General features: G+C 57.5%; 25 protein-coding genes and 1 tRNA gene. 17 read left to right on the top strand and 9 right to left on the bottom strand.

From position 1 onward, the window contains the following. Positions 1–59 precede the first annotated feature (59 nt). Both B5D61_RS22780 and aroQ read left to right on the top strand, forming a co-directional pair. Entirely contained in the window at positions 60–1,616 is a 1,557-nt protein-coding gene (locus tag B5D61_RS22780) for a PQQ-binding-like beta-propeller repeat protein (protein WP_078815751.1), read from the top strand. 145 nt (positions 1,617–1,761) lie between these two features. Beyond that, the gene (aroQ, locus tag B5D61_RS22775) at positions 1,762–2,331 is read left to right on the top strand and encodes a gamma subclass chorismate mutase AroQ (RefSeq protein WP_176159625.1); all 570 of its coding nucleotides are present in this window, start codon (positions 1,762–1,764) and stop codon (positions 2,329–2,331) included. 36 nt (positions 2,332–2,367) lie between these two features. On the opposite strand, the gene B5D61_RS22770 is transcribed toward aroQ, so the two are convergent. The 3 genes from B5D61_RS22770 to B5D61_RS22760 all read right to left on the bottom strand — a co-directional run bounded on the left by B5D61_RS22770 (position 2,368) and on the right by B5D61_RS22760 (position 4,436). Then, a complete protein-coding gene (locus tag B5D61_RS22770; protein ID WP_217699050.1) occupies positions 2,368–2,775 on the bottom strand; it encodes an HNH endonuclease in 408 nt (135 codons plus the stop codon). An 8-nt stretch (positions 2,776–2,783) separates the two neighbouring features. Beyond that, on the bottom strand, positions 2,784–3,044 hold the full coding sequence (locus tag B5D61_RS22765; protein WP_078815748.1) for a hypothetical protein: 261 nt from the start codon (positions 3,042–3,044) through the stop codon (positions 2,784–2,786). A gap of 162 nt (positions 3,045–3,206) precedes the next feature. Further along, positions 3,207–4,436, bottom strand: coding sequence for a DUF1015 domain-containing protein (locus tag B5D61_RS22760; protein ID WP_078815747.1), 1,230 nt, complete (start codon positions 4,434–4,436; stop codon positions 3,207–3,209). Between the two features lie 410 nt (positions 4,437–4,846). Between B5D61_RS22760 and B5D61_RS22755 the strand changes: the two genes are divergently transcribed. From B5D61_RS22755 to B5D61_RS22740, 4 genes are all read left to right on the top strand, one after another. Beyond that, on the top strand, positions 4,847–5,626 hold the full coding sequence (locus tag B5D61_RS22755) for a lipopolysaccharide kinase InaA family protein (protein WP_176159624.1): 780 nt from the start codon (positions 4,847–4,849) through the stop codon (positions 5,624–5,626). 34 nt (positions 5,627–5,660) lie between these two features. Beyond that, entirely contained in the window at positions 5,661–6,626 is a 966-nt protein-coding gene (locus B5D61_RS22750; protein ID WP_078815745.1) for a hypothetical protein, read from the top strand. A 34-nt stretch (positions 6,627–6,660) separates the two neighbouring features. Next, positions 6,661–8,013, top strand: coding sequence for an adenylosuccinate synthetase (locus tag B5D61_RS22745; protein WP_139373449.1), 1,353 nt, complete (start codon positions 6,661–6,663; stop codon positions 8,011–8,013). 77 nt (positions 8,014–8,090) lie between these two features. Beyond that, on the top strand, positions 8,091–8,957 hold the full coding sequence (locus B5D61_RS22740) for an alpha/beta hydrolase (protein WP_078815790.1): 867 nt from the start codon (positions 8,091–8,093) through the stop codon (positions 8,955–8,957). Between the two features lie 231 nt (positions 8,958–9,188). Here the strand turns inward: B5D61_RS22740 and B5D61_RS22735 are convergent, their stop codons facing one another. Beyond that, positions 9,189–10,175: a GlxA family transcriptional regulator gene (locus B5D61_RS22735; RefSeq protein WP_078815744.1), complete on the bottom strand. Its 987-nt coding sequence runs from the start codon at positions 10,173–10,175 to the stop codon at positions 9,189–9,191. A 212-nt stretch (positions 10,176–10,387) separates the two neighbouring features. Here B5D61_RS22735 and B5D61_RS22730 point away from each other — a divergent pair, with 212 nt between their 5' ends. The 4 genes from B5D61_RS22730 to B5D61_RS22715 all read left to right on the top strand — a co-directional run bounded on the left by B5D61_RS22730 (position 10,388) and on the right by B5D61_RS22715 (position 13,685). Beyond that, positions 10,388–11,224: an alpha/beta fold hydrolase gene (locus B5D61_RS22730; protein ID WP_139373442.1), complete on the top strand. Its 837-nt coding sequence runs from the start codon at positions 10,388–10,390 to the stop codon at positions 11,222–11,224. Between the two features lie 52 nt (positions 11,225–11,276). Beyond that, positions 11,277–12,080 (top strand): alpha/beta hydrolase, encoded by an 804-nt coding sequence (locus B5D61_RS22725; protein ID WP_078815742.1) that lies wholly within the window; start codon positions 11,277–11,279, stop codon positions 12,078–12,080. 293 nt (positions 12,081–12,373) lie between these two features. Further along, positions 12,374–12,448, top strand: a tRNA-Glu gene (locus B5D61_RS22720). An 82-nt stretch (positions 12,449–12,530) separates the two neighbouring features. Next, entirely contained in the window at positions 12,531–13,685 is a 1,155-nt protein-coding gene (locus B5D61_RS22715; protein WP_078815741.1) for a tetratricopeptide repeat protein, read from the top strand. A 40-nt stretch (positions 13,686–13,725) separates the two neighbouring features. On the opposite strand, the gene B5D61_RS22710 is transcribed toward B5D61_RS22715, so the two are convergent. After that, a complete protein-coding gene (locus tag B5D61_RS22710) occupies positions 13,726–14,379 on the bottom strand; it encodes an RNA polymerase sigma factor (protein ID WP_078815789.1) in 654 nt (217 codons plus the stop codon). A gap of 40 nt (positions 14,380–14,419) precedes the next feature. Between B5D61_RS22710 and B5D61_RS22705 the strand changes: the two genes are divergently transcribed. The 3 genes from B5D61_RS22705 (at position 14,420) to B5D61_RS22695 (ending at position 17,624) form a co-directional block, all read left to right on the top strand. Further along, positions 14,420–15,364 carry a PIG-L deacetylase family protein gene (locus B5D61_RS22705; protein WP_078815740.1) on the top strand — a complete coding sequence of 315 codons (945 nt, stop codon included), beginning with the start codon at positions 14,420–14,422 and terminating at the stop codon, positions 15,362–15,364. A 111-nt stretch (positions 15,365–15,475) separates the two neighbouring features. Beyond that, on the top strand, positions 15,476–16,540 hold the full coding sequence (locus B5D61_RS26485; protein ID WP_078815739.1) for a hypothetical protein: 1,065 nt from the start codon (positions 15,476–15,478) through the stop codon (positions 16,538–16,540). A 154-nt stretch (positions 16,541–16,694) separates the two neighbouring features. Beyond that, positions 16,695–17,624 (top strand): carbohydrate kinase family protein, encoded by a 930-nt coding sequence (locus B5D61_RS22695; protein WP_078815738.1) that lies wholly within the window; start codon positions 16,695–16,697, stop codon positions 17,622–17,624. Between the two features lie 32 nt (positions 17,625–17,656). Here the strand turns inward: B5D61_RS22695 and B5D61_RS22690 are convergent, their stop codons facing one another. The 3 genes from B5D61_RS22690 to B5D61_RS22680 all read right to left on the bottom strand — a co-directional run bounded on the left by B5D61_RS22690 (position 17,657) and on the right by B5D61_RS22680 (position 19,699). Beyond that, positions 17,657–18,466, bottom strand: coding sequence for a hypothetical protein (locus B5D61_RS22690; protein ID WP_078815737.1), 810 nt, complete (start codon positions 18,464–18,466; stop codon positions 17,657–17,659). Between the two features lie 14 nt (positions 18,467–18,480). After that, the gene (locus B5D61_RS22685; RefSeq protein ID WP_078815736.1) at positions 18,481–18,831 is read right to left on the bottom strand and encodes a hypothetical protein; all 351 of its coding nucleotides are present in this window, start codon (positions 18,829–18,831) and stop codon (positions 18,481–18,483) included. 85 nt (positions 18,832–18,916) lie between these two features. Then, positions 18,917–19,699, bottom strand: coding sequence for an NIPSNAP family protein (locus B5D61_RS22680; RefSeq protein WP_078815788.1), 783 nt, complete (start codon positions 19,697–19,699; stop codon positions 18,917–18,919). A 165-nt stretch (positions 19,700–19,864) separates the two neighbouring features. Between B5D61_RS22680 and rpsT the strand changes: the two genes are divergently transcribed. From rpsT to B5D61_RS22660, 4 genes are all read left to right on the top strand, one after another. Next, a complete protein-coding gene (gene rpsT / locus B5D61_RS22675) occupies positions 19,865–20,137 on the top strand; it encodes a 30S ribosomal protein S20 (RefSeq protein ID WP_078815735.1) in 273 nt (90 codons plus the stop codon). Positions 20,138–20,263: 126 nt separating this feature from the next. After that, positions 20,264–21,178, top strand: a complete 915-nt coding sequence (locus B5D61_RS22670; RefSeq protein WP_078815734.1) for an aldo/keto reductase — start codon at positions 20,264–20,266, stop codon at positions 21,176–21,178. Between the two features lie 21 nt (positions 21,179–21,199). After that, on the top strand, positions 21,200–22,171 hold the full coding sequence (locus B5D61_RS22665; protein ID WP_078815733.1) for an AraC family transcriptional regulator: 972 nt from the start codon (positions 21,200–21,202) through the stop codon (positions 22,169–22,171). A gap of 98 nt (positions 22,172–22,269) precedes the next feature. After that, positions 22,270–25,923 carry a hypothetical protein gene (locus tag B5D61_RS22660; RefSeq protein WP_078815732.1) on the top strand — a complete coding sequence of 1,218 codons (3,654 nt, stop codon included), beginning with the start codon at positions 22,270–22,272 and terminating at the stop codon, positions 25,921–25,923. 94 nt (positions 25,924–26,017) lie between these two features. Here B5D61_RS22660 and B5D61_RS22655 read toward each other — a convergent pair whose 3' ends face one another. Next, the gene (locus B5D61_RS22655) at positions 26,018–26,638 is read right to left on the bottom strand and encodes a DUF2238 domain-containing protein (protein ID WP_078815731.1); all 621 of its coding nucleotides are present in this window, start codon (positions 26,636–26,638) and stop codon (positions 26,018–26,020) included. Positions 26,639–26,784: the final 146 nt, after the last annotated feature.

Here is a 26,784-nt window from a genome sequence, read left to right as displayed (position 1 = left end):
CCTGCTGTGACTGAAAGGCTTCTGCCAGACTCTTCGTTGACGCTACAGACTTCACCCTCATGAGACTGCCTCTTTCACTCTCCGTCTCCCTCCTCACCCTCTCCACTGCGCTCGCGGATTGGCCCCAGTGGCGCGGGCCTGCTCGGGATGGGCTGTCCACCGACACCACGCCCATTCGCGAAAGCTTCCCAGAGGAGGGGCTGAAAAAAGTGTGGGAGAGTGAGTTCATCCCCAGCGATCACTATGGCGGTCACGGCAGCCCCGTCGTCGCTGGCGAACAGGTCTTCATCTCTGTCGTCTGGCATGACAAGGTCGTCTCGGATCAGCGCGAGATCGATACCGAGGTGATGCAGCAGCTCAACTATCGCGGTGCCTCTCCCGAGCTCATGAAAAAGCTGGAGGAATCCCGCCTCAACATGCCCGCCATGCGTGGCAGTAAGCTGGACGAGTGGATGGCGGCCTGGCGTAAAGAAAACCTCACCCCGAAGGAAGACATCAGCCTCGGCAAGTGGGTGGAGTCTCGCTTCAAAGCCGGGAAAACCGCCCTGCCTCTGGAGGAACTGAGCAAGGTGGCCAAGCGTGAGGGCAAGCCCTTTGCCAATGTCGAAGCCTTTAAGCAATGGATGGAAGACGAGCAGTTCTCCCAGCCTGTGAAGGACAAGCTGATGGCCGCCGTGCCCAACACCATTAAGGTCGCCAAGGACGTGGTCGTGTGTCTGGACCTGAATACGGGTAAGGAGCTGTGGAAATTTGAAGCGCAGGGCAAGCCCACCGGTCGCAGCTCTAGCAGCACCGCCGCCGTGGTGGATGAGAAAGTCTATGCCGCAGGCAGCACCCATCTGTATTGCCTGAACCAAAAGGATGGCAAGATGCTGTGGCAGGCCGAGCTGCCTGTGGGTGGCCCTGCCGCCTCCCCCCTGGTGGTGGATGATACGGTGTATATGGCGGCCGGGCGTGCCCAGGCCTTCTCGACCAAGGATGGCAGCCTTCTCTGGGAGCAAAAAGAGGCGAAGGGAAATACCGGCAGCCCCATGCTCTGGAATCCCGCCTCGGGTGAACCCGTGCTGCTGATCGTGGGGAGCAATGCGGTCTATGGCCTCTCTCCTGCCGATGGCAAGGTGCTGTGGAGCGTGCCCGGTGGCGGTCAGTCCACCCCCGTCACGCAGGGCGATTGGCTGGTCATCTACAGCGGGGCTAAGGACGTGGGCCTGCGGGCCTATCAGTATGTGAAGGGAGCCGAGCCCAAGGCCGCGTGGTCCCACTACTGGGTGACCATGCGCTACAGCGGCAGCCCCATCATCCATGAAGACCACGTCTATCTCACCTGTGGCAACAAACATCAGTGTGTGGAGCTGGCCACGGGCAAGGTGAACTGGCTGGAGAACGAGGTGAACAGCACCATCACCTCCCCCATCATCGCCGATGGCAAACTCATCGTGTATGAGAACAACGGCAGCCACCTGCGCATGGTCAAAGCCTCCGCCGATGGTTACCATCAGCTCGGTCGCGCCAAGGTGGAAGGCATGGGCTGCTCCTCCCCGGCCTTGAGCAACGGTAAACTCATTGTTAGGCAGCGCGAGAAGCTGGCCTGCTTTGATTTAAGGCCTCAGCCGTAGAAAAGTGATGCGGGCACTTTTGCCCGCCATTCGAAGTCTAAGCGACCCTCATGGCTCGCACCCTCGTGTGATCGTTCGTTCTGCCCTTGCGGCCAGGAGTGGCCACATCACTTTCTGTCGCTTCCTCGCTCCCTCCGACTTTTTCATGATGCCCCGCCGCCTTTTCACCACCCTCTTGGGACTGTGTTTTATCCTTTCCAGTCTCACACGTGCCGCTCTGCATGCGGAGACGGCCTCGCCCCAGACTCAGGATCCTCTGGTCACCCTCATCCTGGAACGTCTGTCGTGGATGGATGAAGTGGCTGAAGTGAAGCGGGCCAAATCCGCCCCCGTGGCCGATCCCGCACGCGAGGAAGCCTTGCTGAAGGCCATGGAGCAAAAGGCGACGGAGGCCAAGCTATCCCCGACACACGTGCGTGCCTTTTTCCAAGGTCAGATCGAGGCCGCCCGGGCCTTTCAGGAGGAGTGGCTGGCACGACCTCAGCCTGCGGAGTGGAAGACACGCCCCGTGCCGGATCTCACCCGCGACGTGCGACCGCAACTGGATGCCATCGGCACCCGCATCCTCGAGCAACTGAGCCTGCCCCGGATCGCAGCCCAACGTGCGGCCATCCTCACCCAGGCTGAACAAACGATGCAACAAAAGGGCTATTCCAAAGCCGTGATCCAGCCTGCGCTGCGAGGTCTTGCTGCGGGGTTGGAAGCGATGCGATAGCCAGATTGAAGTGAGTGTCGCATCACTGGACCTATTTTAAGCGTAGGAGGTAGGATCAATTTCTCCAGCATCCAGAAGAATGGAACGGAGTTCGAGTCGTTCCTCACCATTCATCTCGAGCAACCAAAGGGTCGTTTTACCGATATCTGTCAAACCCACAATGCGGACACCTTCTAACCGAAAGTGATCTGGCCACTTATCCTGCCTGGGGTGGAAGAGCCGAGTCAGCGCATTCGTGTCAGGGTCAAGGCTCGTCAGATTGGGACCTTTGTGCCAATTGCAGAGGTGAAAGGCTAGAGCTAGGTTTTCCAGGTGATCATCGCCGCGATGCTGCCGAGCAATGATGTGCTCGATATGGAAGGGCCGACTGGGTTCGTGGTCCTGGTGAAGATGACAGTATTCGCAGCGGAATTGCGCTCGCTCACGAACTAGCTGGCGCGTCACCGCATCCCTTATGCAGCTGCTGTTTTCTTGAGATAAAGACGCGCTTTGGCTTGGAGGATCGAGATCAGCGTCCCTGCTCTTACCCAGGATTCATACTCACGAGCTTCCTCTGCATTGAGAGTGCCTTCGTTACTCTTTGAGGCCAGTTCCTCCATACGAGCTTGAGTTTCTTCGTCCGAGCGCAAATCAGCCAAAATCCGAGCCCCATCTTCCGTAAAGCACTGACGATCAGGATCGAACAAGCGATCGAGTGCGGTAAAGGCTGTCATGCGAACGGAAGATAGACTTCTTCGAGCCTATTTCAAGTGCGACACTTGGCGTGTCATGTTGATGCCCACCGTGATTTCACCTCTCTACCCCACAAAAAACCGGTCAGGAATCGCTCCCTGACCGGTTGGCATTCGTGGTGTTAAGCCGCGGATGGATTCACATTAAAACGTGTGGATGAACAGGCCGGAGCGCAGTTTGGGCTCAAACCAGGTGCTCTTGGGCGGCATGATCTGTGTGGCGTCCGAGATCGCCATGAGTTGGTCCACAGTCACCGGATACATGCTGAAGGCCACGGCGTGGTCGCCGCCATCCACCAGCTTCTCCAGCTCCGCCGTGCCGCGGATGCCGCCGATGAAATCGATGCGCTTGCTGGTGCGGGGATCATCGATGCCTAACAAAGGTTTCAGCAAACGATCCTGCAGGATGCTCACGTCCAGTTGATCGATCGGGCTGGCGTCTTCCTCGGCCTTCCACTCCAGGCCATACCACTTGCCACCCAGATACATGCTGGCTTTACCAGGGGCGGTCGGGGTTTTCTCCTCCGTGGGGGTGACTTTGAAGATCTTACCCACCTCAGCCAGGAAGCTGGCTTCATCGCGACCGTTCAGATCCTTCACGGCGCGGTTGTAGGGCAGGATGTTCAGCTCATTGCCAGGGAAGAGCACGCAGAGGAACCAGTTGTATTCCTCGGTGCCATTGTGCTCCGGATTGGAGGCCTTGCGCTGCTTGCTCACGCGGAAGGCGCTGGCGGCACGGTGGTGACCATCCGCCACGTAGGCCGCAGGGACCTGGTGGGAGAAAAGCTGCTCGATGTCCGCACTCGGCCCGGCAGGCAGACGCCAGACCTGGTGCCGCACGCCATCCGGTGCGGTGAAGTCATGCACAGGCTCATTGTTCAGGCGGAAGTCATTGACGATGAGATCAATGGCAGGCACTCCGCGATAGGTCAGGAAAATGGGGCCGGTATTGGCACTCAGCGTATCCACGAGGCGGGTGCGGTCGTCTTCCTTATCCTGGCGGGTCTTCTCGTGCTTCTTGATCACGTCGTTCTCGTAATCCTCCGTGTGGCACACGCCCACGAGGCCGGTCTGGCTGTGCTCGCCGATGGTCTGGCGGTAGAGGTAGAGGCTCGGTGCCACCTCACGCACCAGGGCACCCTTGGCCTGGAGACCTTCGAAGTTTTCCCGTGCTTTCACATACACCTCGGGGGAGTAGGGATCCACCTCCAGCGGCAGGTCGATCTCCGCACGGTCCACGTGCAGGAGGTTCAGCGGCTTGTCATGGGCGAGGGCGTAGGATTCCTCACGATTGACGACATCATAAGGCACGGCTGCGACATCGGCAGCGTGTTCAGGGGCAGGGACGAGACCTTGGAAAGAACGAAAGCGCATGGGGAGCGCACCCTTGCAAGCCAGCGGGACGCGTCAAGCGACGGGGTGGACGTTTTGGCAAAGCGGGAAAATAGGGGCTTGAAAATGAATGTGACCTAAAACGCCAGAGAAAACAGTCCCGCATCCGATTGGAAGTGCGCGAGGATGTTTTCTCTAGCGGCAGAACATTGTGCTTGAAGTCACACGAGGGGTCGAGATGCTTAGGCATGCAAACCATGCAACTTGGCAGGGGAGGAAGACTGTAGATGGCCTGGACAGCCTTGGCTTGCCCACAGTGCTCGGCTCCACTGCCGCGAGTGGCTTTATGGCGCTCGGTCAAATGTGCATCGTGCGGTGCTCTCATCACGAAAACGGAGAGTATCGTCTCACGCGAGACGTTTCGCCAGGCACTGATTCGGGCTCGCGAAGGCATGGTTTCGGGCTCTGAGTTGGTTTGCCGAGGGCAGAGTTATCGCCTGAGTCAGAAGTTGGGGGCCGGGGAGATTTCCGAGGTTTATCTCGGTCAGCGGCTGGGGCCGATGCCACTGCTGGTCACCATCAAGTTATCGTCCTCTCCAGAAGCTGCGGTGCACTATGCCCGGGAGGCGACGGTGCTGCGGGCGCTGCATGAGCAGGCGACGGAGCAAGCTGGGGTGTATGCGGCACGGCGTCTGCCGGTGGTGGTGGCGCAGGGCAATGTGGAAGGGCAGGGGGCTCGGCAGGCCTTGATTTTGCGGCATCCGAATGGTTTCTGGGGAAGCTTGGCTGAGCTGAACGCGCGGTTTCCTCAAGGGCTGGATCCTCGGCATGGCGTGTGGATCTGGAGACGTCTCTTGGATCTTCTGCATTTCATTCATGCGCAGGGCTGGTCTCATGGCGATGTGCGGCCTGAGCATGCACTGGTCTCGCCTCAAGATCATGGAGCGAGACTGATTGGATGGGCTTCAGCCACGCGGACCAGGGATGCGGCCTTCCAGGCTCATGATCTGCGACGCAGTGCCCGGGTGATTGCCGTGCTGATGAGTGGGGCTGGCGATCCTGAGGCAGGGGTGAGACGCTTGGTGCCTGCACCCCTTGCAGATCTCTTGCTCCAGGCCAGTGAAGACTTGGCTTTTTGCCAAATCCAAGGGGCAATGGGCCTAGATCATGAGCTGCGTCGCGTAGCGCGGGAGGTATTTGGCCCCCCGACATTCATACCTCTCGAACTTTGACGATTAACTCTCAACAAGAACCTAACTAACGATTATGGGATTTGGAAACTACTCTTTTGCTGCCCACGCGGCTTTAGCCGCAGGTCGCTCGAACCAGTCCAGGACGGAGGTTTTTAAACAAACCCAGTGCCACGTGCTGATGAATCCGAAAGGGCTGAAAGTGCGTGAATGCCGCGACAGTGCCGACCACCCAGATGCCTTGGGGATCGTATTTGCCCTGGATGTAACGGGCTCCATGGGGGACATTCCCCATCTGCTGGCCAAGGAAGAACTGCCGAAGCTGATGAAACTGATCACCGATACGGGAGTGGCAGATCCGCAAATCATGTTCATGGCGGTGGGGGATGCCACCTCAGATCAGGCCTCCTTGCAAGTGGGGCAGTTTGAAAGCACTGCGGAGCTGATGGATCAGTGGCTGACCTGGAGCTACCTGGAAGGCGGAGGCGGCGGCAGCGGGCATGAGAGCTATGAATTGGCCTTTTATGTGGCCGCCCAGCACACCGATATGGATAATTGGGTGAAGCGGAAAAAGAAGGGCTACTTCTTTGTGACCGGGGATGAATGGCCTTACCCGGCAGTGTCACGCCACCAGATTGAGGCGTTGATCGGGGATAAGCTGGATGAAGATATCCCCATTGAAGAAGTCATCGCGGCGGCGGCGGAGAGTTACCATCTCTTTTTCCTCATTCCCGATGAACGGCGTGCCCAAAAGGTGAGCGCGCGCTGGCGCGAGCTTTTGGGTGACCATGTGATCTGCATGGAGTCGGCTAAAGATACCTGCACGGTGGCGGCAGCCGTTGTGGCCTTGACTGAAAAGCGTGTCCTTGATCTGAATGAACTGGCTAAGGCCCTTTCTGCTCATGGTCTTGATCCATCGCATGTCGGTTCCACCATCCGTGCCGTCCAGAATTACGCCGCCCTGCTGAAACTCCCGCCGGTAAGCCCGGGCCTAGTTAATTCAGTGAGCCAAAGTTCATGGTGGAAGCGATTGTTTGGCTGATCTGGTTTCTGTGGGTTTGACTCCAAAATCCTTCGTGAGTGTGACTCGTTATGCATCGGTGCTCGGGCTCGGTTTTGGAGACTGTGGCAAGGGGCTGTTCGTCGATGCGCTGACGCGTCGCTGGCAGGCCCATACCGTGGTGCGTTTCAGTGGGGGCGCTCAGGCAGGGCACAATGTCATCGCGCCCGGGGCCGGGCATGGGGCGGTTGCTCGGCATCATACTTTTTCACAGTTTGGCTCGGGTTCATTCGTGCCCGGGACGAGGACGATGTTGTTAGCGCCCATGATCGTGCATCCCACGGCGCTTTTGGTGGAGGCTGAAGCTTTGCAGGCCGTCGGAGTGGGAGATGCCCTCCCACGCCTAACCATCGATGCTCAATGTCTAGTGACGACGCCTTTTCACCAAGCTGCGGGTCGGCTGCGAGAAGGATTGCGGGGAGGGGCGGCCCATGGCAGCTGTGGCGTAGGGGTTGGAGAAACGATGCGTGTTTCCTTAGATCACCCGGAGCTGGCGTTGCGGTATGAAGAGTTGGCCGAGGCGGGAGGAGGGCGGCGAAGAGTGGTCTTGACCAAGCTGGAGGCTCTCCGGGAAAAGCTGTTGATGGAGTTCCAGCCTCGCCTTCCTATGAAGGGTCCTGAAGAACTGCAAAAGGAACTGTCCTACCTCCAAGATGCGGGGCTGGCTCAGCGTTGGCTGAATGCCGCGTTGGCTTTAACGAGGCAGTGCCCGCCTTGTGGAGAGGAGACTCTCGCGGCACGGCTTCAAGAGCCGGGTTGTGTGGTGTTTGAAGGTGCCCAAGGGCTGCTCCTGGATGAGTGGCGGGGATTTCATCCGCATACGACGTGGAGTTCGATCACCACGAAGGCTTTGGAGAAAAGTTTGGCCCGTTTGAGCTTGTGCGTGCCCATAGAGCACTATGGGGTGCTACGCACCTATTTGACTCGGCATGGAGCTGGGCCTTTCCCCACGCATGACGGGGCGTTGGATGTCGTTTTGCCCGAGCCCCACAATGCCAGTGCTGGCTGGCAAGGGGACTTTCGGCGGGGCCACCCTGATGCCGTCCTGCTGCGTTATGCTCTTGAGACGGTGGGGGATTTGTCAGGGCTCTTCGTCAGCCACATGGATGCGTTGGGGGCCCAGGTGCCCCTGCGCTGGTGTCAGGCCTACCGGTGTGGTGGGGATCTTATCCAGCGATTGCCGGTCGGTCCGATGGGTGATCTTGATCATCAGCGCTGGCTCACACATCGGCTGAAAGAGGCGATGCCTGTGTATGCTGACGACGAGGTGAACTCTGAGGCGAAATTCCGGGAGCGGCTATCGACCGTGACAGATCTTCCCATCGTCTTGAAGTCCTACGGGAACACCCATGCCCATGTGCGATCGTGAATGTACGTGGAGCCGGAGCGCTTGGCGGATCAATGAAACTCACTGACAAAACCTCGCTGGGGTGGCGTTTGGTCTGCATGCGTTCACGCCATTGTCTTTTTGCTTGGGTTTCTTTCTCGTTGCTCACCCTCGGTGCCTCGGTCCTGCAGGCGGCGGAGCCGGTGGTGCACAAGGATCTGTTTTACACCGAGGCGAAGGATAAGCTGCAGGCGCTGGATGTGTATGCACCTGCGGAGGGGAAAAACCATCCCGTGGTGATCTGGATCCATGGCGGCGGCTGGAAGAAGGGGGATAAAGCCGGGATGCAGAAGAAGCCGCAGGCCTTTGTGGATAAGGGCTATGTGCTCGTCTCGCTGAACTACCGCTTCCTGCCCGAGGTGACGCTGAAGGACATGATGGAGGACCTGGCGAAGGGGATCGGCTGGGTGCATGAGCATGCGGCGGAGTATGGTGGAAACCCGGACTCCCTGGTGGTGATGGGGCACTCGGCAGGGGCGCACCTAGCCGCGCTCATCTGCACAGATGATCGGTATCTGAAAGCGGCGGGAGTCTCCTTCACCTCCCTGAAGGGCTGTGTGCCGCTGGATGTCTCCGCCTATGATGTGCCGAAGCGCATGAAGGATGGCGGGAGCGAGGGGATCACGAAAAACTTCATCGCCATCTTCGGCGCGGAGGAGGCCTCTCAGCGGGAGTTTTCACCCGTCTATCACATCGCCAAGGATAAGCACATCCCCGCCTTTCTGATCCTGCATGTGGCCTCTCGTGATGATACGAAGGCGCAGGCGCATTGGCTGGAAGGCAAGCTGAAGGAAGCGGGCATCAGCGCCCAGGTGCACGCGGCCGAGGGGAAAACCCACGGCACCATCAGCACCGACCTCGGCGGTGAAACCGACGTGCCCACGCAGGTGCTCTGGAAGTTTCTGAGTGAGGTGGTGGGGAGTTGAGGGTTGAGGGGTTCTTGGTTCCTTGTGCTTTGTTCTTGGTTAAGATGGGGGCAGGGAGTCTTTTTGACAGGATTAACAAGATTTGCAGGATTCCCAGGAAGGGGAGTTACGGCAGCGATTCGTGCGCTTTCAGCCTTCAAAAAATCATGTGAATCTTGTCATCCTGTAAATCCTGTCTGAACCGCCCCGAATGACCAAGAACAAGGAACAAGGAACAAGGAACCCCATCTCCTAAATCCCTGACGAGCGGAAGCGGGAGCGATACTCGGTGGGGGTGATGTGGAGCTGGCGCATGAAGCTGCGGCCCATGACATCGGCACTGCTGAAGCCGCAGGCTTGGGCGATCTCCTCCATGCCTTGAGTGCTGCGCTCCAGCTTGCGGCGCACGGCTTCGATGCGCATCTCTTCGACGTATTGGGAGGGCGGCATGCCGATCTCGCGAGTGAAGACGCGTTGGAAATTTCGCTCGCTCATGGCGGCCTTGGTGGCGAGTGCGGGCACGGACAAATCTTTGGTTAGGTTTTCCTGCATCCAGACTTGCAGATCCCGCAGGGGCCGGTCCTCCGTGGTTTGCTCGCGCAGGGACACGCTGAACTGCGCTTGATTCCCCGGACGGCAGAGGAAGACGACCAGCATGCGGGCCACCTCCAGGGCGATCTTGCGCCCGTGATCTTCCTCCACCAGGGCGAGGCTGAGATCGATGCCTGAGGTAGCTCCGGCGGAGCTGTAAAAGCAGCCGTCTTTCACCCAGATGGGATTGGGATCGACGATCACTTTCGGGAAGCTGCTGGCCAGTTCCCGTGCATAGGCCCAGTGCGTGGTGGCGCGGCGTCCATCCAGCAGGCCCGCTTGCGCCAGCAGCCAGGCTCCGGTGCAGACGGAGCCCATGCGGCGTGCGGTGGTGGCTTGCTTACGCAGCCAGGTCAGCAGCTTGGCCGGAGGCTCACTCAGTTCACTGCCCATGCCACCGGGCACGATGACGGTATCGATGCGGCCCCGTAGGGTCGAGTAGTGGGGACCATTGCGCAGCCCCAGGCCATACATGCCCTCGATCTGCTCCGCCGCCTCGGTGGCTGCGTAGGTGATCTGGTAGCGCCGCTCCGCCGGGAGCAGGGTATTGGCGGTGGAAAAGACATCCGTCACGCCCGCCACATCCAGCTCTCGGACCCGTGGATACATGAGGATGACGATGCGGCGATTGGAGGCGGAAGGTATCATGGTGGCAGGTTTACTGCTGCATGATCCACGCCGAACCAACAATCAAATCCTGGGGCAGGAAGGCGAAAAGGCAGAAAAATGAAAATGGCGCGAATCGTCGGATGCTTGTCGTTCACGCCAGAGGCTTTAGCGATAAGATATCTCCAAGCAGCGAGCCACACGGCCCACTGAAATCTCCGAAAAACAAACACACTCAACGAAAGCCAAACATCATGAACACGAACACCATCACCACCCAAGACGGTACTCAGATCTACTTCAAAGACTGGGGTTCTAAATCCGGTCAACCCGTCGTCTTCAGCCACGGCTGGCCGCTCAGCTCGGATAGCTGGGAAGCCCAGATGCTCTTCCTGGCCAATCACGGCTACCGCGTCATCGGTCATGATCGCCGGGGCCATGGCCGCTCCAGCCAGTCCTGGGAGCATAATGACATGGATGGTTACGCCGATGACCTGGCGGAACTCATGGAGCAGCTCGACCTGAAAAACGTGGTGCTGATCGGTTTCTCCACCGGTGGGGGTGAGATCACCCGCTACATCGGTCGCCATGGCTCCAGCCGCGTGGCTAAGGCCGTGCTGGTTTCCGCTGTGCCACCTCTGATGGTGAAGACGGAGGCGAACCCCGGGGGCCTGCCCATCGAGGTCTTCGACGGTCTGCGTGCGGCTTCCTTGGCGGATCGCTCCCAGCTCTACAGTGACATCGCCAGCGGTCCCTTCTTTGGCTACAATCGCCCGGGAGCGAAGCCTTCCCAAGGGATCATCGATGCCTTCTGGATGCAGGGCATGATGGGCGGTCACAAGAACACCTTCGACTCCATCAAGGCCTTCTCAGAAACCGACTTCACGGAGGACCTGAAGAAGTTTGATGTGCCCACCCTCATCATCCATGGCGATGACGACCAGATCGTGCCATTCCCCGCTGCGGGCCTGGCTTCCTCCAAGCTGGTGAAGGATTCCCAGCTCATCGTTTACCCCGGTGCTCCACACGGCATCACGGATACTCACAAAGACCAGCTCAATGCCGACCTTCTGGCCTTCATCCAAGCTTAATCCCTCCTTGCCTCACGCATGATTTTTCAACCTCAACGATTCTCCATTCCTCATGAAAACTTCATCGAAAACCATCCTCCTGATCCACGGTTTGTGGGTGACCCCACGCTCTTGGGAAAAGTTTCAGAGCCACTATGAATCCCTCGGCTATCGCGTCCTGGCTCCCGCCTGGCCCGGCATCCAGGGGGAGGTGGAGGAGATGCGCAAGGATCCCTCCTCCTTTAACAACATCGGCATCGAGCAGGTGCTGGCGCATTACACGAAGATCATCGAGGCCCTGCCGGAGAAACCCATCCTCATCGGCCACTCCTTCGGGGGCTTGATCACCCAGTTGCTGATGGATCGCGGTCTGGGGGCTGCTGGGGTCGCCATCGATTCCGTGCCGCCCAAGGGCATCGTCCTGCTGCCCCCTTCCACCATTGAGGCTCTGACGCCCGCTTTGCTGAATCCTTTCAAGGTCGGCGGCACCTATCTCTTCCCCTTTAAGCGCTGGTGGCGGGTCTTTGCCAATACCTTGAGTGAAAGTGAAGCCCGCGCTGCCTATGAGCGCTACGCCATCGCCGCCCCTGAGCGGGCCATCTTCCAGGCCGCTTTATCGAACGTGACTCCAGGCTCGAAAGCCGAGATCAACTTCCGCAATGGTTCCCGGGGTCCCTTGCTCTTTATCGGCGGTGAAAAGGATGTGATCATGCCCGCCTCGTTGAATCGCAAGAACCACCGCAAATACCGCCGCGCCAAGGCCGTGACTGAATACAAGGAATTCCCCGGCCGCAGTCACTTCATCATCGGTGAAAAAGGCTGGCAGGAAGTGGCCGATTACGCCCTCGATTGGGCGCAGGAGAAGGTTCCAGCTTAATGGATCACGATAGCTTCTGAATGAAGGATCAAAGCCCGGCGTTGAGCCGGGCTTTGGATTTGATAGGCAGAGCTTTGAATGAGAGAGGGAAGGGGGCCTTGATCTATGGTTGAGCGATTTTTTTACATCAAAGTAAACGGCATCAGAGTATAACAAGAAGGATGTTTGAATGGCGTGATGGCTTGCTTCCGTATGTGAATGAAGCAACTCGCGAAAAAATGCAAAAAAGAGCAAAAATCTAGTTGCACGGTTCTGGTTCCCGCGCACTATAACGGCCCGCTCAAACAGAGCATGACCCCTTCGTCTAGCGGTTAGGACACATCCCTTTCACGGATGCGACACGAGTTCGATTCTCGTAGGGGTCGCCAACTTCTCAAAATAACCATGAGAAGTTCGACTTGAGAAGCTGACTTTTCTCGGTCATGCCACTTACTCAGAAGGGCAAAATCCATGAGTGCTGACTTCGAGGCTGAACAGGATGCGTTTCATCAAATGGTGGATCATCTCGCGTGTGCAGCGCAATGGGAGAGGCTGCTGAAAATAACGAAAGAGCGATTGGGTGGGCGACCGGATGATGACACCGCGCATCGAGGAGCTGCGCTTGCGTTGCTACGAATGCGTCGGCCTGATGAAGCTAGCCTTCATGTGGATTATGTTCTGCGCGGCGATGCTGGGCATTCTTTTCACCATGAATTGGCAGCACAGGTCGCCATGCAGCAGCGACGCTTCCGTGCGGCCGAGGATCATCTGGTCCAGGCTCTAGCGATTGACCCGGAGAAGGTGAATTTGCATCGTCTCATGACCCACGTGAAAAGTGTGTTGGGTCAATTAGCTTCAGCTCACCAGCATGCTCAGCGCGTGTTCGAATTGGAAGGAGGGAGCATTGGCGCTTGGTTGAGTCAGGAGGCGGCCTTGGAGGGCGCGGGGTTCAACGGGCAATCATTGGAGGAAAGAATTCGCGCTTTGGAGGAAGCTTTGAAAGAAGGCCCTGAAAACGCTTACCTGCTGTGGCGAGTGGGACGCCTTTTGCTACAGCTTGAACAGCCTGCAGCCGCTCTTGTGTGGCTGTCGAGGGCGCTGGCGGGCGATCCTCTCAGCCCTCGCCTAAAGGCTGACTGGAGAAGAGCCAGTGAGAATCGATTCCTCGTCTATCAAGCGCTGCTCTTTCCTTGGAGAGCTTGGCAGAAAGTCGCTGCGTTTTGGGGCGTCGCTCGTCTGCGGCCAGATCTCTGGGCGTCAATGTTTTGGGTGGTATTGGGTTGGCTGCTGCTGTTGCCATGCTGGCTGCTTTCCTGGGTGTGTTTGGCGCCGTGGGCTGTGGTGGCGAGATATTTCCTGATGCCGCATCCGGCTTTTGACATTCCAGGTTTTTCGCGACGATGGCTGGCCAAGTTTTCCTTGAAGAGAAGGGCTGTCCTGATGGTCGGGATGACCCTCGCGGTGTTGCTTGGCCTGGGCTTAGTCTTGCCCTGGCGATATTTGCTGGCCTGGCTTGGGCTCGGGTTGGTGGAGGGGTTTCTCGTGCTATATTGTCTGGATGCCGCCATGCAACAGAGGCGGAGCGAGAGTCCTACCCTACCTGTGAACTGGCTTCGTTCGGAGTGATTCTTCAGCCCAGCCCGACCAAGCGAGGGCAAACTCTACATTACGGCTCCTCACCCAGATAAGCGGCGAGATGTTTTCGCAGTTCCGCTCGGGCTCGGAAGAGCAGGCTCTTCACGGCGGGGAGAGACATCTGGAGGATCTCGCAGATTTGCTCATACGGCATCTCTTCGTGACGGCGGAGGACGACGGCGAGGCGTTGTTTTTCGGGGAGTGCGGCGATGGCGTGGTCCAGAGCTTTTTCCAGCTCTTCCTGTTGGCTGATTTCATCCGCTGCAGGCGCGGTGTGATCTTTAAACTGAGCCGTGGGTTGGTCGTCGTTTTCTTGTTCGAGAGGAATCTCGCGGCGCCGGGAGCGGCGGCGGCTTTCATTGAAGACGAGATTGCGCAGAATGGTGAAAAGCCAGGTGGTAAACTTGGCGGTGGGCTCGTAGCGATGCGCGCTTTTCCAGACCCGGAGGAAAACCTGCTGGGCGATGTCGTGGGCATCATCCAGGCTGCCGAGCATGCGGCAGGCCGTGCCGATGACCATGCTTTGATGCATTTCCACCAGTTGCTCAAAGGCGTGCACGTCCCCTTCACGGACACGCAGCATCAGCCGGACGTTTTCTTCATCGTCAGAAAAGGCGTCGTCGGCAGAGCCCTGGCCACGTGAGGCGGGCAGGGGAGAGGAGGCTGGCCATTCCGGTTCCGGCATGACAAGGGTGGGAAAAAGGCTCACGACGCTAACGGCGGTCATGACCGCGATCAACCCCACGGAGCGGGATTGGTTGCAGATTTGTTCTCAGGACTGTGATTGCATCGCAGGACAGTCTGCGCTTAAACATGCCCCTGTGACCTTCCGCCACCCTAAACACGATATTTTCATCCCCGATCACACCGACCCCTGGACCTCCCTCCGCCGTGTGACCCACCTGGGGATTGTTTCCCACCAGGATGATTTGGAAATCGCCGCCTATCACGGCATCACCGAGTGCTTTCACAGCGGGGACAAGTGGTTTGGTGGTGTGGTGGTGACGGATGGCGCGGGCAGTCCACGTAAGGGACCCTATGCCGACTATACGGATGAGGAAATGCAGGCGGTGCGGAAGATGGAGCAGCAGAAGGCGGCCTTCGTGGGCGAATACAGCTTCATGGCCCAGCTCGGCTATCCGAGTGAAGATGTCAAAACCCAGCGCCAGGGGCCTGTGGTGGAAGATCTGAAATTCATCCTGGAGCATTCCCAACCGCAGGTCCTGTATGTGCACAATCCCTGTGACCGTCACGATACCCATGTGGCCACCTTTCTGCGTTGCCTGGAGGCTATTCGTGCGCTCCCTCTCGAAATGAGGCCCAAGAAGGTGTATGGCTGCGAGGTGTGGCGTAAGCTGGACTGGCTGCTGCATGAAGATAAGACCATGCTGTGGGTGGATAAGTATCCGCACCTGCTGCGTCCGCTGTTAGGTGTTTTTGATAGCCAGATCAGCGGGGGCAAGCGCTATGACCTCGCCGAGGAGGGGCTGCGCCACGCGAATGCGACGTATTTTGACTCCCACACCACGGATAACACCAGTCTGCTTACCTTTGCCATGGATCTGACACCCTTGGTGGAGAACGATCAGCTCGATGTCCAAGAATACACGCTGGGATATGTGCGGAGGCTGGAGGCAGACGTGGCTCAGCGGATGAAAAAGTTCATTTGATTCACTTTTTCACGCCTTTTGCCGTGTCTTTGTCGAAATGGCATTGACGCAAAACGTGCGGTCCCGCTAAATACATAATTCTATAATATTTCGTCGTTTTTCCCTGTCATCATGAGCGAATCTGAAAATACGCCAATCCCGCCACCGCCGAGCACCCCGAAAACGGCTGCGGTCCCTTTGAAAAAGGAAACGGTGCGCATCACCCTGCGTTCGCGCCCAGGTGCCGGGGCTACTCAGCCACGTGAAGCGACGGCTCCCGTGGTGCCGGTGCCCATGCCACCACCGAGCATCTCTCCGAAGCGCGCCACGGCTCCGATTCAGCTGCCCTCCGCTCCGCTGCCACCTCCTGCGCCTAAGTCCGCCACCGTGCCGGTGAAGCTGCCTCCAGCTCCGATGGATGTGCGGAAGACCACTTCCACGATTCCTCTGGCCGCAGCTCCGATGCCGAGCGCACCCCCTGCAGGTGGCATGCCGATGCCGCCTCCTGCTCGTCCGCTGGGCGCTCCGCCCGCAGCCACGGTTCCCATGGCCGCACCGCGCCCCCCTGTGGCCCCCGGTGCACCTGTGCCTCCTGGAGCCCCACGGCCTCCGGTCGCACCCGGCGCTCCACGCCCACCGGTGGCCCCGGCTGCTCCCGGTGCTCCACGGCCTCCTGTCGCCCCCGGCGGCGCTCCTGTGGCTGGGGCACCGATCGCTCCTGGCGCCCCACGTGTTGAAGCTGGCGCGGCGACTGTGCCAATCGCCAAAGGACCTCCAGGTGCCCCAGGAGCTCCCCGTCCTCCTGTGAGCGCACCCCGTGCTCCCGGTGCGGCTCCTGCCGCAGGGGCGAGCACAGGCGCTCTGCCGAAAGCCACCGTCAAGCTGCAGCAGACGCAGCCGATGGCCCGCCCAAGCATTTCTGCTCCTCCAAGCGCTCCTGTGAAAAGAACCGCAGCAGCGGATTCACAGCAGTTTTACGAGGAAAAAGATCCTGAAGAAGGCTTGGTGCCGCTCTCCGTGATCTGCTTGCTCTTCTCAGTCGCTTTGCTGGTCATCCAAATGTTCGGCAGTGACGCGATCACCTCCAGTGCCAATTCGCCGATCATGGTGCCTCCGGCAGTGCCAGCGAAGTGGGAGATGAAAAACTCTGACAATAGCTGGTCCAACAACTTCACGTTGCCTCCTCTGCCCCAGTAATGGGCAGACGTTTTCAGAAGTTTCTTCGATAATCTTTTACTCTCTCTCTTATGGTTCTCGCCTGGGTTGTTTTCCTGCTCTCCATTGCAGTTTTGGCTCTGAACTTCATCGCCAAAAGCGGTGGAGCAGGGCTTTGATTCCTCTTTGAATCGAAGTGTCCGGCCTGCTTCCTGCCAAGCTTACCGAGGTTCCTGCCTCGACTGAGCCTGTGGAGGTGGTGGGTATCGGAGCAGCGACTTGGGACGATCTTTGGATCGTCCCTTTTTTTCGGTCGGATGAGGGGGTGACGGCGGCCATCGCTCGTGCGCAAATGGGTGGCGGCCCCGTGGCGACAGCTCTCTGTGTTTTATCCAAGCTCGGTCATTCGACCGCGTTGCTGGACGTGGTAGGGGGCGATGAGACGGGCCAGCAGATCATAGCTGATCTGCATCACCACGGTGTCTCTACCCAGGGAATTCGTTGGGCCGAAGACAGCCGCTCTGCGGTGGCGGTGATCCAGGTTCGTCAATGGGATGGAGCCCGGCAGATCACTTACCTACCTTCGGATGCCGGGGAACTGAAGTTGGATGCGGCTCAGCGTGCTCTGCTGGCCCAGGCGCGCCTCCTTCACATCAATGGGCGCCATGAGGCGGCAGCTCGTGAGGCCATTGGGGTGGCGAATGAACACGGCCTTGTCATTTCCTTGGATGGAGGAGCCGGTCGCTATCGAGAGTCCATCCGAGATCTGGTGGAGATGAGCCACTTGCGGATTGTGTCACGGGACTTTGCCCGGCAATTTTGCGGATCGGATGATTTAGCACAGATGATGGCGATGCTTTTGGAGCCACCGGCCCAACTTGTGGTGATCACGGAGGGGTTGGCCGGCAGCCATGTGGCCTTACCGGATGGCTTTCGTTATCATCAGCCCGCTTACCTCGCCGACCCGGTGGTGGACACCACGGGTTGTGGAGACGTTTATCACGGGGCTTTCCTGCATGGCTGGCTGGAAAAGAAAACTGCCACTGAATGCGCGGAGTTCGCGAGTCGAGTGGCAGCTCAAAATGCCCAAGGGTTAGGCGGGCGTTGGATGTGTCAGAGCTTTTGACTGGGCGCTGATACCGATCCGTCTTGGTGTGATTAACGAGATCCGGTGGCTTGCTCAGCCTTTCTGACTTCCAAGGTGGCTTCGTCGATACGCTTCCGCAGAGAATTGGCTTGTTGATTGTATGCATCTTCTCTCTTTTTGGCATAATAACGCCGGGTGGGAGAGGTGCTCGCCGAGTCGGTTTGGGCTTGAGCGCGGTCCCTTTCGAGGTGAGTCAATTCCATTTGGAGCTTTTCCAGGCTTAATTTGGCCGAGTTTAGCCGTGCTTGTTTAGGGGAGGTTCCCCCGTTGGAAGGCACTTCCACCTCAGGTTTTTTGCTGACAGGGAGCTGACTGGAGTCATCGGAAATTTCAAATCTGAAGCGATCCTTTAACTCCTTAGGCAGTAAGGAGGGTTCCAGTTTGACGATACCTTCGGAGTGAAGGATGCTTGTGATGGTTCCATCCACTTTGTTGACCCGAGAGTTCTTTAAGATGGTACCGTTGGCCAGGGTAATGTCACCGAGTTGCAGACCCGCAGAATCTTCACGTGTCTTCAGCACGGTTTCCAGCAAAGACTTTTCTGTCCTTGTTTTCCGTTGGCGTAACTCCTCCACTTCGCCATGCAGCGCATCGGCCTCCTTGCGGATGATCTCGAGAGCGCTGGTGAGAGCGAAAGCCTCTTTTCTCAGTTCGAGGTATTCGGTCTGGCCTTTGATGTGGTTCTCGAGATTGCTCAGACTAAGGTTTGTGGTCTGAAGTTCGCGATTTATTTCATCAATCGCAGTGGTTTCATAGATGATCCCTCCAAAAGCTCCGACGAAGAGGAGGACAAGAATGAATGCAAAAGCTTTAGCGTCCATAATGACTCAGTAAATTAACGATATTTGACGCGATGCTGCTCAATGTCCGTGCGAATGGCATCGACTTCTTTGGTCAGTTCTTCCTTTTGACGTTTGTAATTTTGCACCTCGGCTGTGGCGGAGGCCACTTCACCTTTGAGATCTTCCAGATGTTTCGGTTGAGTTGTGTTGTAACGGCCGAGGTTCCCCGTATTTTCGATCGCAGTCTGCACTTGCTTCTGCTGGAGCTTCAATTCCTCAATCTGGGCCTGTTTTAGGGCCACTTCTTGTTTGAGTTGCTCTCGTTTATTACACTGGGTTAAACTCAGAGCCGCTATGGTTATGAGGCCCATACGAAAAATGCGATGATTCAAGTCGGAATCCATGGATTAGTATCATTCACGTAGTTTTGTCAGACAAAATCCGCAAGCCATTTCTTCGTTCAAATCCGATTGATAGCGGAAAGCTTTATCAACGCGTAGGCGAGAAGTCGGTGGGCCTGAGATAGATGCTTTTGACCCCCTCAGGTTGAGGCAGTGTGAGGGAGCCGTCTTTTTCACTGGCTGCCTTCGCGGTGATCCATTCAGGATCTTGGCGAAAAGCTGTAAAGGATGCCAAACCTGCCTCATGGCTGGCGTGAGAGAGAATGTAAATCAGTTTGTGGTCTGCGTCAGGAGAGGATGGAGTGGGTGTCCAGTAACCGATATGAGTCATGCCATGTTTGCTGAAGAGCTTCATCGTATGATTTCTGAAGCGCTCATGCAAAGCATCTAGCTTGCCAGGAGGTGTTGTATAAGTCCGTAATTCGAATACCCGGCTCGAATCTGCGGAGCCCGTCTGGATCGGAGGAGAATAGTCCGTAGTCTGCATGAAGATGGATTGCGGGGGCTTGGCGAGAATTTTACCACCTTCCTCACTGGCTTTGCGTGCGGCTTGCCACTCGGGATCTTTACCGAAAGCTGCGAAGGAGGTTTTGGCCGCTTCTTCGCTGGCGTGTTTTAGGATGTAAATCAGCGTATTGCTGGCACCATCTTCCTCGGCCAGCGGCACCCAATAGCCAATGTTGGTCATGCCGTGTTTTTCGAAGAGGCGGCAGGTATGATCCCGGAAGCGGGCCAACAGGGCATCGAGTTTGCCTTCATTGGTGGTGTAGATGCGCAGCTCATAGACCTCGGACGGTGCAGCGCTGACACTGGCGGGGAAACTGCTGAGGGCGAAGACGCTGGAGAGAGTCAAGAGAAGGCGGCGAGTCATGAGGAGGTTGGCGAATGTGGGTTCAAGGGGCATCTACCCACCAAAGAGATGGCTGTCACAACTTTTGTCATAATAAGCGAACCACATTTTCGCTGCATATTCCAGTTTGACAGCCTCGCGAGACTGCTCTATAAACTCCGCCCTCTCCAGCAGACCGACTTTCATATGGCAAACATTCGCTCTTCAGAAAAAGACATCCGTAAGACCGCTAAGCGCACAGCGGCTAACCAGGCCGTGAAGAGCCGCATCCGCACGCTGCGCAAGAAAGTGCTTTCCGCCATCGAAAAAGGTGACGCTGCTGCCGCTGCTGCCAGCCTGAGCGAATTCTCTTCCGCCTCTGACAAGGCTGCTAAGACCAAAGTGCTCCACAAGAACACTTCCTCCCGTCTGAAGAGCCGCTTGGCTCTCAAGGTGGGCGCTCTGAGCAAGTCGGCGTAAGTTCGATTTTCATCCACCGTTTTTAACCCACTTCGCCTCGGTGAAGTGGGTTTTATGTTTTCCAGCCTCGGCTCATTTTAAGGTTTCCAAGTCCGCCGCTTTCTCCTTCAATCCTGTTTTTCTCCCATGATTTCGCGTGTTTCCCTTTGTCCCCATGGTCCTGAAGTCTCCCGTCTCGTCTATGGCACCTGGCGTGTGCTGGATGATACGGATACGGCAACGACAGAGAGCCTGTTGAAGCGTCTGCACACCTGTTTGGAACTCGGCATCACCACGCTGGATACCGCGGAGATTTACGGCCTCTACAAGGTCGAGGAATTCTTGGGCCAGACTTTCAAGAAAGAGCCTGGTCTGCGGGAGAAATTTGAGATCGTCACCAAGTGCGGCATTTACGTCCCCTGCGAGTTTCATCCTGATCGTAAAGTGGCACACTACAATGCCACGGCGGCGCGCATCGTGAAAAGTGCGGAGAAGTCTCTGCGCTTACTCGGCACTGATTATCTCGATGTTCTCCTGGTGCACCGTCCCGATTGGCTCACGAGCGCGGATGAAACGGCAGAGGGGCTGAACAAGCTGCTGAAAGAAGGTAAAATCCGTCATGCGGGGGCCTCCAACTACAATGTGCATCAGTTTGATCTGTTAAACTCGCGGATGGATCAGCCACTGGTGACCAATCAGATCGAGTTCAGCCTCCTGCACATGGACCCCATCTACGACGGCACTGCGGATCAATGCCAGAAGCTGGGAGTTAAGCCGATGGCTTGGTCTCCCCTGGCCAAAGGGGCCTTGATGGACTCCTCCAATCCCGCGGCCGTGCGCCTGCATGTCAAGGCTGCGGAACTCTCTCACAAGTATGGCGGTGCCACGCTGGATCAGCTGGCGTATGCCTGGATCATGGCTCATCCGTCTCACTGTCTGCCCATCATCGGCACCAACAAGCTGGAGCGTCTGCTTGCGACGGCGAAGTCCGCAGACATTAAGCTGGAGCGTGAAGATTGGTATGGCCTCTGGGAAGCGGCCCAAGGACAGAGCATTCCGTAAAGCCGATTCGTCTCGACGTTCATGAAGCTGCTTCCGGCTGCGACACGTGAATTGCTGGCCTTTCTGACCGCGCAAAAGGCCGAGGTCTTTGATCTCGCCGGTCGTATCGATTCCCGCCGTTATCTGGGACGACGTTTTCCTGAGCCGTTGCCCCTGATCATGACCTTGCAGCAGTATCCGGGCTACCGCCGCATGGTGGGGGAGAACTGGATGCACTGGCATGACTACTATGAGTTCTTCGTGGCCCTCAGTGGCCGTGGGGACTTTTCGAGCGGCAATGACCGGTTTCTTTTCGAGCCCGGAGACATCGTCATCGTGGACCCTTTGAAGATCCATGGGGTGATGCGGATGGAGGCAGCTCACAGTGCGTTGGTGATCCTTTTTCCAGCCCACCTCATCGCTCAGGCAGGGGCCGTGGTGGAGCAGGGGTTCCTATCACCGTGGGATCGCAGGGAGCCTGGGGTGCTGCCTCTTTTAAAAACGGCTCATCCTCAGGCTCCAGCCGTGCATCAGGCCCTTTTGCAGTTAGCTCAGGTGTGGTTCGGCCCGCTGGCCGGGGAGGAGCGCTGGGTGGCGCTGAAGTTTCATCTCACGGCTGTTCTCTTCGCTCTGCGGCACGCTTTCACCACCTCGTCATGTCAGGCAGTCCCTGCGGCTGATAAGGCTCAGCGTGAAGAGCGGCTGCGGCGTTCATTGGACTATGTTTCCCTGCATGCACATGAGTCTCTCACCCAGCCAGCGGTCGCGCGAGCTGCGGGCATGAGCACCAGCCGCTTTCGGGCGTTTTTCAAAGAAACCACAGGCTGGGGGTTCGCTCAGTATGTACGTGAGCTACGGGTGGAACGTGCGGCGAAACTGCTGCGAGATACCGATGACTCGGTGGCGGAGATCGCTCATCGCACGGGCTTTGCCGATCAGAGCCATCTCCTGCGCTGTTTCAAAGCTAAGTATGGCATCGCGCCATTGGGGTATCGCCAGCGTCATCACGCGTAAGAAGCGAGCGAAATGTTCGAATCTCCAAGCGATTCGTTCAAGCCACTGAGGGGCGAATTCTTCTAGTGTGACAGGCACCAACCCTAACCGTGCCCATCATGAAATGGATTTCATCCTTTGTCGTGGCTGCCTGTCTCTCGTCAGGTGCCGCCTTCTCTCAGCAGGCCATCCCAGAGTCGCCTTCCGTTTGGCGAGAGGTCACCGGCGTGATCAAAAACTACTCAGGCACCACCTACCTGAACAGTAGCTTTACCCGACCTCATATTCCCGGATTACGCGTCACTTCAGACGGGCGTGTCGGTGTGATTGTGGAGGGTGGGGGCACGGAAGGAGGCACCCCACGCTTTGCCCTGATGATGCCGGAAAAAATGTCGCAGCCGTTCCTGCTGAATCCGGCGGGCTCGCACACGATGAGCAGCACCAGTTTCAAATGGATGGATGGTTATTCCAGCGCCTCGGCCAGCCGCTTCCAATACACCGATGGCGTCAAAGGCGTGTCCCATGCTTGCATGTGGGATGACTCACCACCGACGGTGAATGCCAATGGTGATGATGTGTATGACATCAAGATCTTTGTGACCAGCAACACCACGGATGCAGTCACTGGTGATAAACGCACTCAGTTTTTCGTCACCCCCATCCGTGTGGTGGTGAGCAATCCGAAGACGACCAGTGCGGCCATCACTTCCATCACTAAAACGGGCACCACCTTAGCAGGCCCCGTCTTTAGCTTCACGGCTCAGGCCTTTGAGCCGATGGTGGTGGGGGACGGCAGGCTCCTCGTCGTCCGTGTCGGATCGCCCTCCATGCCATGGACAGATCCCGTCACGGGTGTGGCTAAAACGGGTCAAGGCTGCGACATCGTGTATTCCTATTACACTTCTGGCGCGACGGCTGATCCGACTCAATGGAGTAACCTGATCCCGATCACTCACGCGCCTTACGATACGCGGATTAACAATAAGTTCGGTTTTGCCCGGGAGCCTTTCCGTGACACAGAGGGGAATCTGATCCCCGACGGTGAAGACATCGGTGGGTCTTATCCCTGGATGGATCGGCATGCGAAGAACCTCATCATCGAAGCCGGTTTCGATCGCCTGCATTATCTCTCCGGCGGGAGCTGGAATAACAGCCGCTATCCCCAGACGGGAGTGCCGGAAGAGACTCCGATCTATGATGTGGAAGACGGCGGTAAACATCAGTGCCTGTCCGTCATCGGTCTATGGACCCATGGCAAGCTGGTCCAGTTCGACAACCTCAACAATGACATGGATTACGCTGTCGGAGCAGGGGATACCACGATGGGCCCGCAATCCCGCATGGTGACGCTTTTCCAACCTGGCACCGGCCCCCTGGGCACGGAAAACGGCAAGATTCGCCTGGGTTTTGGCAGAGCCACGAAGCAAATGCCGGTCGGTGAAAACGACAACGGCAACATCATTGATTCTCTGGAAAACCTCTTCAATTACCGCACCAAGTTCATGCCCATCAGCTTGCGGGATGTGGCCTGGCCCATCACCAATGGCAAGCAGACGGATGAGCTTTCCTTCGATGATTATCTCGATCCAGATGCCTTCATCATCGCGAACATGACAGGCCTGCTCACCTTCGTGAACAGCGGGTCGAACCAAAACTATTACACGCATCACAGCGGCTGGAATACCTCCACGAATAGCTTTTCCAATCCGGTCAAACTTCAGAATGCGGCGACTCCTCTGTCCACACGCTGGATCGTGCCCAAGCATGGCTTGGTCATCGGCAATGGCCGACTCGAACCCGCCGCTACCGGTGGCGTGCATGGCAAAGGTTTCTGGATGAATGGTAGCATCGGTCTGGAATTCAATGTGCTCACCCAACCTCAGAGTGTGAGCGCTAAGGATTGGTATATCGGCATGTTTGTGGATTGCCGCACGGCGGATGATGCGGTGGAGCGTCATCTGGTGACTTTCCCAGATGGCAGCTCCATTCGCCTCAGCGGCCGCCGCCAACTCTTCTACGCCAACACTTCTGGAACGATCGTACAGAAGATCACGCTGCCACCTGTGAGCACCACCACGCCCGCGAGTGCCATGGATGATCTGCTGCCAGACACGGGCTGGGCACATTTCGCTTTCCAAGTGCGGAAAAGCGGCACGGAAGTGGACTTCCATCTCAATGGCATCCTCTATCATCGCTGGCAGGATCTCTACACCTCACTGTTCCAACCCACGGTGGGTAAGCTGACTCTGGGCAAGCCTGCGAGCTCTTCAGTGACAGGCTTCACCGGGTGGATGGATGACTTCAAGATGATCGCTCACGCGGTCGATTATGAAACCGCGTGTAACCATGCCGGAGGCACCTTGATCGGCCTGCCCTCAGCCTACACGGGCGAATGGAAAACGAAGTTCGCGGATCGTTATCCCACCTGGGCTCATGATGAGATCACGGCCATCCTGAAAAACAACGGTGAGACCACCTATCCGAAGTATGCCAACTTCTACAACTACAAGCAGGACAATGGCGTGCATCGCGGCAACATCCCCAGCGGCACCGTGACACTCCGCCAGAGCATCCATTTCCCTGAGGGGCCTCTGTATTACAATGCGCCTCGCCCGCATTCGGTGCAGAATCAGTTCTGCGTGACCTGCCATCACAGTGCGGCAGAGCCTGGACTGGATCTCGATGCCATCACGTGGGACAACACCTTCAATGCCGCCGATGATAACCGTCGTCAGCCCATGCAGCCGCCCAAGCGCATCTATGGCAAGATCCCTGCCGGCTTGATCGATAGCACGAATCAGCCCGCCTCCACCACCACTCTCGGTGCCGGTGGTAAACTGATCGATGAATGGATGCTACCAGCCTTCAGCGGCGCTGCCACGGTGCAGACCTTCACCCTCGTGGATGCCAATACCGGCAAAGATCTCATGCCATTGACCGCAGGGGCTACCGTGGACCCGGCCAAGCTGGGCACCAATAACCTGACCATCCGCGCCAATCTGAACAGCGCTCAGGGAGCCGTCGTCATGCAGTATGACACAGGCGCTACGAACTCCCGGCCAGTGCCACCCTATGCCGTCTTTGGCACGGGCACCAATCCTCTCCAAGGTGCCGTGCTCACCGCTGGCAGTCATACGGTGAAAGCCACCCCCGCTGGAGGTAGCATGGTCTCCGTGTCGTTCACAGTGGCCGGTGGGACGACGCGGGTCGTCGCTGATTATCGGGATGACTTCAAACCGGTATCACCACTTCCCGGCTGGAGCTATTCTTGGAATGCGGCCTCCGCCATCAATGATCCATCCGGCTACATCTCGCTGAACTGGAGCCCGGCGGCTAATCGCTACATGTCAAACGGCCTGGTCTTCCCCGACACCACCAGCTACTGCTCTTATGGGTCCTTTACCTCCACAGGGGGGCATCCTGGGAAAGGCTCCAGCCAGGGGGCTACGGTTGATCGTTTTGCCATCGTTGGTTATACCGTCAAGTATGCAGGTTACTATGGCGTTAACAATAGCTTTGTGACCCAGAGCAGCGCTCTAGGCAACGGCGGCCAAGTCGTCATCTACAAAGACATCGACAACGGTGCCACCTTCACCAATACCTTCAGCGGCACTTATCCTCCAGCCAGCACGCTGAACTTCAATGGCAACGTCGGCTATCTCGAGCCTGGCGATACGATCTACATCGGCGTCGGGCCTAATCTCACCGATGGCAATGATAGTTTCTCCATCGATTTCAGCATCGTCTTCAAAGAGACCGGTAATCCGCTGTAAGCCGCAGACCTGACCATCAACAACTCGGAATCCTCAAGCCGCAGACGACCATGGGTTGTCTGCGGCTTTTGTTTGTGCCCTGGTGCCACCTCTTTCAGGCCTGTCGGTAGCGCCAACGGATGAACAGGGCGGCAACGACAGAGCCGATGAGATTCGCGACGAGATCCCATCCCGTATTTTCATACCCCCCAACATTCGTATCGGGAAGCGATAAAACAGCGATGAACTCAATCACCTCATTCAGGGCCCCAAAGCCCACCCCAGCCGCTGTGCACAGGGTCAGTGGACCCAAGGTCGGTGGCAGGGTGACTTGAAAACGCTGACGGATGGACCCACTCAAGGCATGCCAGCACAGCCAGGTGGTGACACCGAAGCCGTAGGCATGGACGATCTGATCATACTTCAAGAGATTGGGGATGAACCAAAGACTGTAAAGCACCGCGTGCTTACCCTCATAAGGCCACCCCTGGGGCAGGGGCACTAACCCGCCCGCCATGTGAAGCAGCCCCCATAAAGACAAGGCCCAAAGTAAGGGAACACTCAGTCTAACCAACCTGTGCACCAGAGCCATCACAGCGATGAGCACCAGCATGATCACAATGTAGAAGACGAACTCACGGTTGCCTTGAAGCACTGCGCCTGCCACGGCCGCAGAGATATAGGCACCATTGAAGAGCACAATGGGGAAGAGAGAAGGTGTGTGTTTCTCCAGCATGGTCTCACGACATCATGCTTTGGTGCCACTGTCGAGCAGTCATCTCGCCTGACAACAGCGCGGTAACGGAAGCCGGACCCCCTGAATTGACAGGCGATGAAGTCGACCTCGCTTCAACGGAGCCACGCTTCTTCAAGCGTGGAGAG

It is taken from the genome of Prosthecobacter debontii (genome assembly GCF_900167535.1).
Taxonomy (GTDB): domain Bacteria; phylum Verrucomicrobiota; class Verrucomicrobiia; order Verrucomicrobiales; family Verrucomicrobiaceae; genus Prosthecobacter; species Prosthecobacter debontii.
The sequence above is the reverse complement of the archived record's forward strand: the minus strand, read 5'-3'. Positions and strand labels throughout refer to the sequence as shown.